This window comes from Roseomonas gilardii, from assembly GCF_001941945.1.
GTDB lineage: Bacteria > Pseudomonadota > Alphaproteobacteria > Acetobacterales > Acetobacteraceae > Roseomonas.
Genome location: NZ_CP015583.1, coordinates 2,147,682 through 2,159,297 on the forward strand (window position 1 = coordinate 2,147,682; position 11,616 = coordinate 2,159,297).

11 protein-coding genes are annotated in these 11,616 nt (G+C 69.8%); 9 read left to right on the forward strand and 2 right to left on the reverse strand.

From position 1 onward, the window contains the following. The first annotated feature begins 122 nt into the window (after positions 1-122). A complete protein-coding gene (locus RGI145_RS25030) occupies positions 123-542 on the forward strand; it encodes a hypothetical protein (RefSeq protein WP_156878487.1) in 420 nt (139 codons plus the stop codon). A 46-nt stretch (positions 543-588) separates the two neighbouring features. On the opposite strand, the gene RGI145_RS09800 is transcribed toward RGI145_RS25030, so the two are convergent. Further along, on the reverse strand, positions 589-834 hold the full coding sequence (locus tag RGI145_RS09800) for a hypothetical protein (RefSeq protein WP_075798183.1): 246 nt from the start codon (positions 832-834) through the stop codon (positions 589-591). A gap of 445 nt (positions 835-1,279) precedes the next feature. On the opposite strand from RGI145_RS09800, the gene hpnA reads away from it, so the two are divergent. Genes hpnA through RGI145_RS09835 form a run of 7 tightly spaced genes read left to right on the forward strand, consistent with a single transcriptional unit; the run spans position 1,280 to position 9,337 of the window. After that, a complete protein-coding gene (hpnA, locus tag RGI145_RS09805) occupies positions 1,280-2,326 on the forward strand; it encodes a hopanoid-associated sugar epimerase (RefSeq protein ID WP_075798184.1) in 1,047 nt (348 codons plus the stop codon). Further along, positions 2,327-3,532, forward strand: a complete 1,206-nt coding sequence (locus tag RGI145_RS09810; protein ID WP_075798185.1) for a glycosyltransferase — start codon at positions 2,327-2,329, stop codon at positions 3,530-3,532. After that, positions 3,529-4,461, forward strand: a complete 933-nt coding sequence (hpnC, locus tag RGI145_RS09815; RefSeq protein WP_075798186.1) for a squalene synthase HpnC — start codon at positions 3,529-3,531, stop codon at positions 4,459-4,461. Before RGI145_RS09810 ends, hpnC begins: the two co-directional genes overlap by 4 nt. A 16-nt stretch (positions 4,462-4,477) precedes the next feature. Beyond that, positions 4,478-5,326, forward strand: a complete 849-nt coding sequence (gene hpnD / locus RGI145_RS09820) for a presqualene diphosphate synthase HpnD (RefSeq protein ID WP_075799967.1) — start codon at positions 4,478-4,480, stop codon at positions 5,324-5,326. Between the two features lie 11 nt (positions 5,327-5,337). After that, complete coding sequence (gene hpnE, locus RGI145_RS09825; protein WP_075799968.1) at positions 5,338-6,594, forward strand: hydroxysqualene dehydroxylase HpnE; 1,257 nt, start codon at positions 5,338-5,340, stop codon at positions 6,592-6,594. Positions 6,595-6,606: 12 nt separating this feature from the next. Further along, on the forward strand, positions 6,607-8,622 hold the full coding sequence (gene shc, locus RGI145_RS09830; RefSeq protein WP_208863954.1) for a squalene--hopene cyclase: 2,016 nt from the start codon (positions 6,607-6,609) through the stop codon (positions 8,620-8,622). Between the two features lie 7 nt (positions 8,623-8,629). Continuing rightward, the gene (locus RGI145_RS09835) at positions 8,630-9,337 is read left to right on the forward strand and encodes a phosphorylase family protein (RefSeq protein WP_237183258.1); all 708 of its coding nucleotides are present in this window, start codon (positions 8,630-8,632) and stop codon (positions 9,335-9,337) included. On the opposite strand, the gene hpnH is transcribed toward RGI145_RS09835, so the two are convergent. Next, the gene (hpnH, locus tag RGI145_RS09840) at positions 9,254-10,417 is read right to left on the reverse strand and encodes an adenosyl-hopene transferase HpnH (RefSeq protein WP_418314508.1); all 1,164 of its coding nucleotides are present in this window, start codon (positions 10,415-10,417) and stop codon (positions 9,254-9,256) included. The genes RGI145_RS09835 and hpnH overlap by 84 nt on opposite strands. A 588-nt stretch (positions 10,418-11,005) precedes the next feature. Here hpnH and RGI145_RS09845 point away from each other — a divergent pair. Next, positions 11,006-11,614, forward strand: coding sequence for an ABC transporter substrate-binding protein (locus RGI145_RS09845; RefSeq protein ID WP_075798188.1), 609 nt, complete (start codon positions 11,006-11,008; stop codon positions 11,612-11,614). The last annotated feature ends 2 nt before the right edge of the window (positions 11,615-11,616 follow it).

Genomic DNA, 11,616 nt, shown 5'->3' on the forward strand with positions numbered 1-11,616 from the left:
TTGTCCAAGGTGCAGGGCGTGCTCGCATGCCTGATCCGCGCTCTCCAAGCCCGTCAGTCCCAGGCGGGTTCTCGCATGAGGTTTTTGTTCCCTATTTGTTCTTTCCTCGCTAACCTTCGCCCATGGCGCACGAATCCTCCCCTCCCCCTGCGACGCTCGATCTCCTCGCGGCTCGTGAGGCTGCCCGGCAATACGAGGAATTGCGGCGATCGGGCCGGCCCGACGGCGAATCATGGGCAGCAGCGACTGCCATTTTCGAGGCGGCGCATGGTGCCTGGTCGGCGGACATGGTGAAGCGGGAAATGCGTCGGTTGATCGCGCCCCTCGCGGAGCTGGTGGCCGCCCGGCATGAGGGGCGGATCGAGCGTTGCGGGACAGGCCAACTGGAACGGAAGCTTCCGCCACGTCCGCTTCTGATGCGTCTCGCGAAGCCGGCTCTGCCGGAGGAAATGGCGGAAGCCGAAGCCGGGGAAGACCCGCTTCGGGCCATGGCGTCGCTGTATGCGCCGAGCTGGCGAGAGAGGCCGCACCCCTTCGGCTGAAGAACCTTCGGCTGGTCCGCGGTCGTGCCGCTCGGGTGGGTCTTCCTCAGCCTTCGCGCTGCGCGGCGACTTCCAGCATGCGCTGAACGCGTTGGGCTTCGGCCATATGCGCCATGGCCCGGGCGATGTGTTGCGCCTTGATGGCCCGCATCGGAGAAACAAGCGCCGCGTCGATGGCGGCGGAAGCCTGGCGGAGATCCTCGTCGATGGAGGCCAGCAGAGCGGGGTCCTCGGCCACATGCGGCGGGAGGATGTCCTGGCCGGCGGGCCGTCCGATCCAGTTCATGTCCATGGCGGGCAAACCTTCTGTTCCGTGTCCGGGCATCAGTTGCGCATGGAAAGCGTTCAGGAAGGGTGAACGCTGCAAGCGCCGATGCACCTTGTGATACGTCTCATAACACGAGACATATCCTCACAATAGATAAAAATCATCGTGATCTCTGAAAGATTGCGCTGAGCTTCGATTTTCATGACAGGGCTGCCTGTCTTTGGCCTTTCCTCCATCGGACGCCTTGTCGGTGCACCGAAGCGCAAGCATGTCTTGCATGACGTAGGCCGCCCACCACTCCACGGTCTATTGGCCTGTTTTCCCGCCATAATCGCGCCAGGGCCATTTCGCGCTCTTCTCGCTTGGGCTAGCTTGCGCCGGCTTCCTGCCCCGTATCCGGCCAGCCGGCGGGAAGTTCAGGCCGCCCTGGCCCGCCGCAGCACAGGCCGCTCCGGAGCATCCCGAATCGATGGAACAGGCTGGCGATCGGACGGATCAGCCGTCCCCGGCGCCCCTTCGCCCCGGCGACAAGGTGCTGGTCACCGGCGCTTCCGGCTTTCTGGGTTCCGCCGTGGCGCGCAGCTTGCTGGCCCGCGGGCTGGAGGTGCGCGCCCTCATCCGCCCCACCAGCCCACGCGGCAACCTTTCCGGCCTGGGCTTCGAGGTGGTGCAGGGCGACCTCACCGACGCCGCCTCTCTCGCCGCGGCGCTCAAGGGCATGCGCTATCTCTTCCATGTGGCGGCGGATTACCGGCTCTGGGCGCCCGATCCTTCGGTGATGACCCGGGCGAATGTCGAGGGCACGCGCAACCTGATGCGCGCTGCGCTGAAGGAAGGCGTGGAGCGCATCGTCTATACGAGCAGCGTGGCCACGCTCAGGCTCGCCGGCGCCACCGGTCCGGTGGACGAGACTTCCCCCGCCGCGCCGCAGGAGGCGATCGGCGTCTACAAGCGGTCCAAGACCTGGGCCGAGAGGGTGGTCGAGGAGATGGTGGCGAAGGAGAGGCTCCCGGCCGTCATCGTGAACCCCTCCACCCCGATCGGGCCGCGCGACATCCGTCCGACGCCCACGGGGCGCATGATCCTCGACGCGGCGCGCGGCAAGATGCCCGCCTTCGTCGATACCGGGCTGAACTTCGCGCATGTGGACGACATCGCCGCCGGGCACCTTCTGGCCTTCGAGCGGGGACGGATCGGGGAGCGCTACATCCTGGGCGGCGAGAACGTGTCGCTGAAGGAACTCCTTTCGGTGATCGCGGGGCTGACCGGGCGCAAGCCGCCCCGGATCAGCCTGCCGCGCGGCCCGCTCTACCCCCTCGCCTATGGCTTCGAGGCGGTGGCGCGGATCACCGGCAAGGAGCCGCTGCTCACCGTCGATGGGCTGCGCATGTCGCGCTACCGGATGTTCTTCTCCTCGGCCAAGGCGGAACGGGAGCTGGGCTACAACGCCCGCCCCTACCAGCAGGGCGTGGCCGATGCCCTGGCCTGGTTCCGCGAGGCAGGCTACCTGCACTGAATGCTTCTCATCCTGCTTGCCCTGGTGCCCGTGGCGATCTGGCTCGTCATGCTGCTGGCACGCGGCGGCTTCTGGCTGGCGCGCGACCGTGACGACCGGGACGAGGCCCCCGACCCGGCCTCCTGGCCCACCGTCGCCGCCGTGGTCCCCGCCCGCAACGAAGCCGATGTCATCGCCCGCTCGGTCGGCAGTCTGCTGGCGCAGCGCTATCCCGGCCCCTTCCGCGTCATCCTGGTCGATGACGGCAGCACGGACGGCACGGCCGAGGCGGCGCTCGCCATCCCCGGTGCCGGGGAGCGGCTGGAGATGCTGCCCGGCACCCCGCTGCCCCAGGGCTGGACGGGCAAGCTCTGGGCGGTGCGCCAGGGCGTGGCCCATGCCTGCGCCGGGAATGGCGAGGCACCGCCGGACTACCTGCTGCTGACCGATGCCGATATCGGCCACACGCCGACCAACCTGCGCGCCCTGGTGGCCCGGGCGGAGCGCGACCGCTGCGCCCTGGTCTCGCTGATGGCGGAACTGTCCTGCGCCAACGCGGCGGAACGCTTCCTGATCCCCGCCTTCGTCTTCTTCTTCCAGATGCTCTACCCCTTCCGCTGGGTCTCCGACGACCGCAACCCGATGGCCGCCGCCGCCGGGGGCTGCATGCTGGTCCGCCGCACGGCGCTGGAGGCGGCGGGAGGCATCGACTCCATCCGGCACGAGATCATCGACGACTGCGCCCTCGGCCGCCGGCTCAAGGCGCAGGGGCCGATCCGCCTCAGCCTGACCTATCGCGCCACCAGCCTGCGCCCCTATCGCAGCGTGGCGGAGATCGGGCGGATGGTGTCCCGCTCCGCCTATGCCCAGCTCGGCTATTCGCCCGTGCTGCTGGCGGGGACGGTGCTGGGCATGGTCGTGACCTATATGCTCCCGGTGCTGCTGGCCCTCTTCGCCGGCGGTCCGGCCCAGTTCCTGGGCTTTCTGGCCTGGGGCCTCATGGCCCTGGCCTTCCACCCGATGCTCCGCTTCTACCGGCGTTCCCCCCTGGAGGCGCTGCTCTGGGGCCTGGCCCTGCCCGCTATCGGCCTCGCCTATACGGTCTTCACCTTGCGCTCCGCGCTCGATGTCCGGCGGGGCCGGGGCGGCATGTGGAAGGGGCGCGCCCAGGCGCAGGTGGAAGCCGCCGCCTCAGCCAGCACCAGCACCGGGGAGGTCCGGCCATGACCCAGGCCGCCGACCTCGCTTCCGGCAAGGGCTCCGGGGACGAGAACTTCCCGGTCGCCTCGCGCCTCGTCAGCGCACGGCACCGCCCGGCCATCCTGGCCTTCTACCGCTTTGCCCGGATTGCCGACGACGTGGCCGACCACCCCACCGCCGCTCCCGCCGAGAAGCTGGAGCAGCTCGCCCGCATGGAGCGCGGGCTGCGAGGCGAGACGGGAGCCAACCCCGAGGGCGAGGCCCTCCACCGGGTGCTGCGCGAGCGTGGGTTGGACGAACAGCACCCGCTGGACCTGCTGGAAGCCTTCCGCCGCGACGTGACCCGATTGCGCTACGCGGACTGGACGGAGCTGATGGACTACTGCCGCTATTCCGCCTCCCCCGTCGGGCGCTTCGTGCTGGACGTGCATGGTGAAAGCCGGGCGCTCTGGCCCCGCAACGATGCGCTGTGCAGTGCCCTGCAGGTGATCAACCACCTGCAGGACTGCGCCAAGGACCGCCGGAACCTGGACCGGGTCTATCTGCCGCAGGACCTGCTGGAACGGGCCGGGATCGGGGTGGAAGCCCTGGATGCCCCCGCGGCCAGCCCCGCCTTGCGTGGCGTGATCGCCACGCTGGCGGAGAAAACGGCAGGATTGCTGGACGCCTCACGCGCTTTTTCGACACAGATCCAGGATCTGCGTCTCTCTGTGGAAGTAGGAGTGATCCAGAAACTGGCGGAAAGCCTGACGATTCGGCTGCTCCGGCGCGACCCGCTGGCGGAGCGGGTGCATCACCGGCGCGCCGAGGCCCTGGGCCTCGCCCTGCTGGGTGCGGCCGGAACGCTGGGCACCCGCTGGGGCTGGTTTTCCCGGAAAGGCACAGGGCCGGACGTGACATCGCCCGATGGGGCGGAGACCGGCGGAACGGAGCAGGAGGCGCGACGGCGGGAATGACGAGGTGACAGCCGCCGTGAGCACATCCGACGACCTGGTCGCGCTGGAGCGGCAGGTTTCCGGCAGTTCCTTCTATGCCGCCATGCGCCTGCTGCCGAAGCCGGAGCGGGCGGGCATGTTCGCCATCTATGCCTTCTGCCGGCAGGTGGACGACATCGCCGATGACGGCACGCGCCCGCGCCCCGTCCGCGCGGCGGAGCTGGAGGACTGGCGCCGCGACCTTGCCGCGCTCTTCGCCGGCCGGCCGGCCGGGCGTGCGGCCTTCCTGGGGGACGCTGTGCGCCGCTACGGGCTGCGGCTGGAGGATTTCCTGGCCGTCGTCGAGGGGATGGCAATGGATGTCAAGGGCGATATCCGCGCCCCGGACCGCGCTACCCTGAACCTCTATTGTGACCGCGTGGCCTGCGCGGTGGGCCGCCTGTCCTGCCGCGTCTTCGGCATGGAGGAGGCGCCCGGTCTCGCCTTGTCGCACAGCCTCGGCATGGCGCTGCAACTGACCAACATCCTGCGCGACCTGGACGAGGACGCGGCGATCGGGCGGCTCTATTTGCCGCGCGAGGAGCTGGCGGCTGCCGGCATCCCGGCCAGCCTCATGGACGATCCGGTGGCGGTGATCGCCGACCCGCGCGTGGACATCGTCTGCCATGCCCTGGCCGGCGAGGCCCGGGCCCATTTCGCCGGGGCTGACCGGGTCATGCGGGCCCGGCCCCGCGGCCGGCTGATGGCGCCGCGCCTGATGGGGGCGGTGTACCGCCGCATCCTGGACGGGATGCTGGCCCAGGGCTGGCGGGCGCCCCGCCGGAGGGTGCGGATCGGCAAGCCGCGCCTGCTCTGGATCGTGGCGCGGCACGGGCTGCTCGGATGAGCGGACCGGCCATGACGGGCCAGGGGCGTGCCCATGTGGTGGGAGCCGGGCTGGCCGGGCTCTCGGCGGCGGTGGCGCTGGCCGGGCGGGGCCTGCCGGTGGAGCTGTCGGAATCGGCCGCGCAGGCTGGGGGCCGCTGCCGCTCCTACCGCGACAGCCAGCTCGACCTGGTGATCGACAACGGCAACCACCTCGTCCTGTCCGGCAATGAATCCGTGGCTCGCTACCTGGCCACGATCGGCGCGGAGGAACGGCTGGCCGGTCCGGACACGGCGGATTTCGCCTTCACCGACCTGCGCGACGGGGATTCCTGGCGGCTGCGGCCGAATGACGGCCCCCTGCCCTGGTGGATCCTCAGCCCCTCCCGCCGCGTGCCCGGCACCACGGCGGCGGGCTACCTCGCCCTCGGCAAGCTGCTGCGCCCGCATCCCGGCAAGCGGATCGACGAGGTGCTGGACTGCTCCGGCCCGCTCTGGGAGCGCCTGCTCCAGCCCTTTCTGGTCGCCGCCCTGAACACCCGCCCGCAGGAAGGCTCCGCCGACCTCGCCGGCGCCGTGGTGCGGGACAGCCTGGCCAAGGGCGGTGCCGCCTGCCGCCCACGTATCGCCGAGCCGACCCTGGCCGCCGCCTTCGTCGACCCGGCCCTGGATCATCTGGGCCGCCTGGGCACGGAGATCCGCCTGTCCCGCCGGCTGCGTCGGCTGGAATTCGAGGACGAGCGGGTTTCCGCCCTGGCCTTCGCCGACGGCCTGGTGCCGGTCGGCCGGGATGAGGCCGTGGTGCTGGCGGTGCCACCCTGGGTGGCCTCGGAACTGGTGCCGGGACTGGAGGCGCCGGATGATTTCCGCGCCATCCTGAACGCGCATTTCCGCCTCGTCCCGCCGGACGGCGCGGAGCCGATGGTCGGCGTGGTCGGCGGCACGGCGGAATGGATCTTCGCTTTCCCAGACCGCTTCTCCGTCACCGTCAGCAATGCCGATGCGCTGCTGGATGCCGATCCGGAGGCGCTGGCCCGGCGCATCTGGGGCGACATCACGCGCGTGCACGGCCTCACCGCGCCTCTGCCCCCCTGGCGCATCGTGAAGGAGAAACGCGCCACCTTCGCCGCCACGCCCGCGCAGGACGCAAGGCGGCCATCCGCCCGCACCCGCTGGACCAACCTGTTCCTGGCGGGCGATTGGACGGATACCGGACTTCCTTCCACCATCGAGGGCGCCTTGCGCTCCGGAGAGAGGGCGGCCGCTCTGGCCCTCTCCGCCATGAACTGAGGCTGCTGCGAAATGTTCGACGCACCGGCTGGTGTACCGCGGGACAACACCGACGACATCGCTTCCCTGTCCTCGCATCCCGCGGCCGCGGAGCCGATCGGCGCGGCCGCGCTCGATGCGATGGTCGGGCGCGCCGCCCAGGCGCTGCGGGGGATGCAGCGCGAGGATGGGCACTGGGTCTTCGAGCTGGAGGCCGACGCCACCATCCCCGCCGAATACGTCCTGCTGCGCCACCATCTGGCGGAGCCCGAGGACCTGGAGCTGGAGCGGCGCATCGGCAACTACCTGCGCCGCATCCAGGGCGACCACGGCGGCTGGCCGCTCTTCCATGGCGGCGCCTTCGATATCAGCGCGACGGTGAAGGCCTATTTCTGCCTGAAGATGATCGGCGACAGCCCCGACGCGCCGCATATGGTGCGGGCGCGCGAGGCGCTTCTGGCCCGTGGCGGCGCGGGCGCCGCCAATGTCTTCACCCGCATCCTGCTCGCCATGTATGGCGAAATCTCCTGGAGCCGCGTGCCCTCCATGCCGGTGGAGATGGTGCTGCTGCCGCGCTGGTTCCCGATCCATCTGAGCAAGATGGCCTACTGGGCGCGCACGGTGATCGTGCCGCTGCTGGTGCTGCAGGCGAAGAAGGCGCGTGCCCGCAATCCGCGCGGCGTCCATATCCCCGAGCTCTTCCTGCCCCGCGACCGCATGCGACTGCGGCGGTCGAAGTCGCATCGCAGGCCGGGCTGGGCACTGTTCTTCAACAGCCTCGACCTCGGTCTCAAGGCCGCCGAGCCGCTCTGGCCCAAGGGCTCGCGCCAGCGCGCCATCGACTGGTGCGTGGATTTCGTGCGTGAGCGGCTGAATGGCGAGGACGGGCTGGGCGCGATCTATCCGGCCATGGCCAACAGCGTGATGATGTACGACGCGCTCGGCTATCCGGAGGACCATCCGGACCGCGCCATCGCCCGCGCCTCGGTCGAGAAGCTGCTGGTCGTCGGCGAGGACGAAGCCTATTGCCAGCCCTGCGTCTCGCCCGTCTGGGACACGGCGCTGACCTGCCACGCGCTGATGGAGGCGGGTGAACTGGAGCATGGCGAGGCGGTGGAGAGGGGTCTCGCCTGGCTGAAGCCCTTGCAGGAGCTGGAGGTGCGCGGCGACTGGGCGGAGATCCGCCCGGATGTGCGCCCCGGTGGCTGGGCCTTCCAGTACCGCAACGCGCATTACCCCGATCTCGATGACACGGCCGTGGTGGTGATGGCGATGGACCGCGCTCGCCGCAGGCTGGAACCGGGCGAGAATTTCGAGGAAGCCATCGCGCGTGGCGCGGAATGGACGATCGGGCTGCAAAGCCGCAACGGCGGCTGGGGCGCCTTCGACGCGGACAATAGCTACCACTACCTGAACAACATCCCCTTCGCCGATCACGGCGCGCTGCTCGACCCGCCGACCGTGGATGTCAGCGCGCGTTGCGTGGCGATGCTGGCGCAGCTCGGCGAGACCGAGGTGAACCCCCGGATGCGCGCCGCGCTGGACTACATCGTGCGCGAGCAGGAGGCCGACGGAAGCTGGTTCGGCCGCTGGGGCGTCAACTACATCTACGGCACCTGGTCGGCGCTGTGCGGCCTCAACGCGGCGGGCTGGACGGCGGAGCACCCGACCGTGCGGCGCGGCGCGGAATGGCTGCTGCGCATCCAGAACGAGGATGGCGGCTGGGGCGAGGATTGCGAGAGCTACAAGCTCGACTACCGCAGCTATGAGAAGGCGCCTTCCAATCCCTGTCAGACGGCCTGGGCGCTGCTCGGGCTGATGGCGGCGGGCTATGTGGACGATCCCGCCGTCGCGCGCGGCGTCGCCTATCTTCAGGCGCAGCAGGACGAGACGGGGCTGTGGAACCAGGAGGCCTATACGGGCGGCGGCTTCCCGCGCGTCTTCTACCTCCGCTACCACGGCTATGTGCGCTTCTTCCCGCTCTGGGCCGTGGCGCGCTACCGCAACCTGCGCAAGGGCAACGCGACCCAGCCGTCCTGGGGCCTCTGAGCCACCCGTGACCTCGATCCCCCCGATCCTCCTCGCCGCGACGGGCCTGCGGCGGGAGGCCCGGATCGTGTCCGGCCCCGGCATCCTCGCCATCTCCGGCGGCGGCGACGCCGCCTGGCTGGAGGCGGAGCTGGAACGGCTGGCGCCCCAGGTGCGCGGCATCCTGAGCACCGGCCTGGCCGGCGCCCTCGCCCCCGGGCTGGAACCGGGCGACTGGGTGGTGGCCGGCGCGGTGCTCGACGGCTACAGCCGCATCCCCACCCAGCCGGAATGGACGGAGTGGCTGCTGCACTACCTGCCGGGCGCCATGCCGGGACTGGTGGCGGGGTCTGACGAAATGGTCACCGGCGCGCGGTGGAAGGCCAATCTGCGCAAGGCTTCCGGCGCCGTGGCGGTGGACATGGAATCGCATGTCGCGGGGCGAGTGGCGCAGCGGCACGGGCTGCCCTTCGCCGTGGCGCGCGTGATCTCGGATTCCGCGCGGCGCAACCTGCCCCCGGCCGCCATGGTGGGCATGCGGCCGGACGGGCGCATGGCGCCGCTCGCCGTGCTCGGCTCGCTGCTGCGCGACCCGCTTCAGATCCCGGCGCTGGTGCGCACCGGGATCGAGGCGGAGCGGGCGTTCCGCGCGCTACTCCGCGGCAATCGTCGCCTGGGCGCCGGGCTTGGTGCTCCCACCGTGCTTGGCGCTCTTCGTGCGGCGGATCTCCACTAGCTTCTTCTCCACATGACCGGAGAAGACGAACTGCGCCGGGCGCTGGTTCTCGATCGAGATATCGGGCGCCATCGGCCCTTCCGTCCGCACGCCGCGCAGGAAGACCATCGCCGCCTTGAGCGGGTTCTGCACCGTGTGCTTCACCGCCGAGGCCTCGAAGCCGGAATGGACCATGCAGTCGGCGCACTTCTCATAGTTACCGACGCCGTACTTGTCCCACTCCGTGTCGTCCATCAGTTCGCGGAAGGTCTTCGCATAGCCTTCGCCGAGCAGGTAGCAGGGCTTCTGCCAGCCGAAGACCGTGCGCGTCGGGTTGCCCCAGGGCGTGCAGGCATAGGCCTCGTTGCCGGCCAGGAAGTTCAGGAACATGGTGGACTGGCTGAAAGGCCACTTCTTTCCACCCTTGCCGCGCGCCAGGATGCCGCGGAACAGCTCCTTGGTCTTGGTGCGGTTCAGGAAGTGCTGCTGGTCCGGCGCGCGCTCATAGGCATAGCCCGGGGAGACGGTGATGCCGTCCAGGCCGATCGCCTTCATGTCGTCGAAGAAGTCGGCGGTCTGCTGCGGGTCGGCATCGTTGAACAGCGTGCAGTTGATGCTGACGCGGAAGCCCTTGCTCTTCGCGAGCTTGATGGCCGCGACGGCCTTGTCATAGACGCCCGTCTGGCAGACCGACTTGTCGTGCATCGCCTCGTTGCCATCCAGGTGGATGGACCAGGTGAAGGCGGGATGCGGCTTGTAGTCGTCGATCTTCTTTTCCAGCAGAAGAGCGTTCGTGCAGAGGATCACGAACTTCTTCTTCGCCAGATAGCCCTCGACGATCTTCGGCATCTCCTTGTGCAGCAGCGGCTCGCCGCCCGCGATCGAGACGACGGGGGCGCCGCATTCGTCGATCGCCTCCATGCACTCGTCATAGGAAAGCCGCTGGTTCAGGATTTCCGACGGATAGTCGATCTTGCCACAGCCCGCGCAGGCGAGGTTGCAACGGAACAGGGGCTCCAGCATGAGCACGAGCGGATAGCGCTTCCGCCCGGAAAGGTGCTGCCTGAAAATATAGGACCCGATGCGGGCCGCCTGCAGCATGGGGATGCCCAAAGCCGCGCTCCTTGCTGTCTCTCACGGCCGCCGCGACGGGCGGCCAGGTTCCATCTCAACATGCCACCGGGCACCCGGCCCGGACGGCTCTCCCGGCGGGCCGAGCCGTCCCGGGCGATCCACCCCGGGCCGTTCTCCCGGACCGGCTTCCGACACGATCCGGCGGGCAGGCCCGGCCAGGATTCGCGAGCTTCCTCCGCCTCCTAGCACGCATGTCCGGACCGCACGCCCGCACAGGCCGCACATCGGCCCTGCCCTCCACACCAAGGCCCTCGCGACTGGCCCGTCCGGAGCGGTTCCCGGGCTGGTGAAGGACAGGTCAGGCGGTTTCAGACCGTGCCGGTCGGGTTCATCCTTCCTGATTGGGGCCGAGGGTGCAGGGCAACAAGCCGGTGAGCCCGTTCTTCCACCGGCATTGTGGCCGATCCGCCACAGTCCGGACCGCCCTGCCGCCACGGCCGGGCCGAAGCCCGCCAGGGGGTCGCGAAGGCCAACCCACGCAGCTTTGTGCCGGGCTGCCGCGCGCCATCCACCGGCCGGGCTTGCCAAGCGGCAACGCGCCAGGGAAACACGGGCATGCCCATATCCCGCCGGCAGGCGCTCCTCGCGGCCGCCCTGCTTCCCGCCCTCGCCCCCGTCGCCATGGCCCAGGCCGCCGATCCCGCCGCGGCGCAGATCGAGCGGCTGCATGCCGCGCTGCTCGACGTGATGAGGCGGGCGCAGGCGCTGGGCGTCCAGGGGCGCTACCAGCAGCTCGCCCCGGTGGTGCAGGCGGTCTTCGACATCCCGGCCATGTCGCGCTTCGCCGTGGGGTCCCGCTGGTCCTCCTTCACCCCGCAGGAGCAGCAGGCGGTCATCCAGGCTTTCACCCGGATGACCGTGGCCAGCTACGCCAGCAATTTCGACGGCTACAGCGGCCAGAGCTTCGAGACCCAGCGGGTCGAGGCCCGGGGCGACGAGAAGATCGTGGTGAGCCGGCTGCTGAACCCCTCCGGCAAGCCGGTGGACCTCACCTATCGCATGCACCAGGCGGACGGGGCCTGGCGCATCACCGATGTGCTGCACGACTCGATCAGCGAACTGAGCATCCGCCGGTCGGAATTCGCCGCTTCCGTCCGCCAGGGCGCGGCGACGCTGGTGCAGCGCTTGAACGAGCTCAGCGACCGGCTGATGAAGCCGGCCTGAGA

Coding starts and splice junctions, on each gene's coding strand:
- RGI145_RS25030 (WP_156878487.1), top strand. CDS start 123: ATGGCGCACGAATCCTCCCCTCCCCCTGCGACGCTCGATCTCCTCGCG.
- shc (WP_208863954.1), top strand. CDS start 6,607: ATGTTCGACGCACCGGCTGGTGTACCGCGGGACAACACCGACGACATC.
- RGI145_RS09845 (WP_075798188.1), top strand. CDS start 11,006: ATGCCCATATCCCGCCGGCAGGCGCTCCTCGCGGCCGCCCTGCTTCCC.
- RGI145_RS09800 (WP_075798183.1), bottom strand. CDS start 834: ATGGACATGAACTGGATCGGACGGCCCGCCGGCCAGGACATCCTCCCG.
- hpnA (WP_075798184.1), top strand. CDS start 1,280: ATGGAACAGGCTGGCGATCGGACGGATCAGCCGTCCCCGGCGCCCCTT.
- hpnH (WP_418314508.1), bottom strand. CDS start 10,417: ATGCTGCAGGCGGCCCGCATCGGGTCCTATATTTTCAGGCAGCACCTT.
- hpnE (WP_075799968.1), top strand. CDS start 5,338: ATGACGGGCCAGGGGCGTGCCCATGTGGTGGGAGCCGGGCTGGCCGGG.
- hpnC (WP_075798186.1), top strand. CDS start 3,529: ATGACCCAGGCCGCCGACCTCGCTTCCGGCAAGGGCTCCGGGGACGAG.
- RGI145_RS09810 (WP_075798185.1), top strand. CDS start 2,327: ATGCTTCTCATCCTGCTTGCCCTGGTGCCCGTGGCGATCTGGCTCGTC.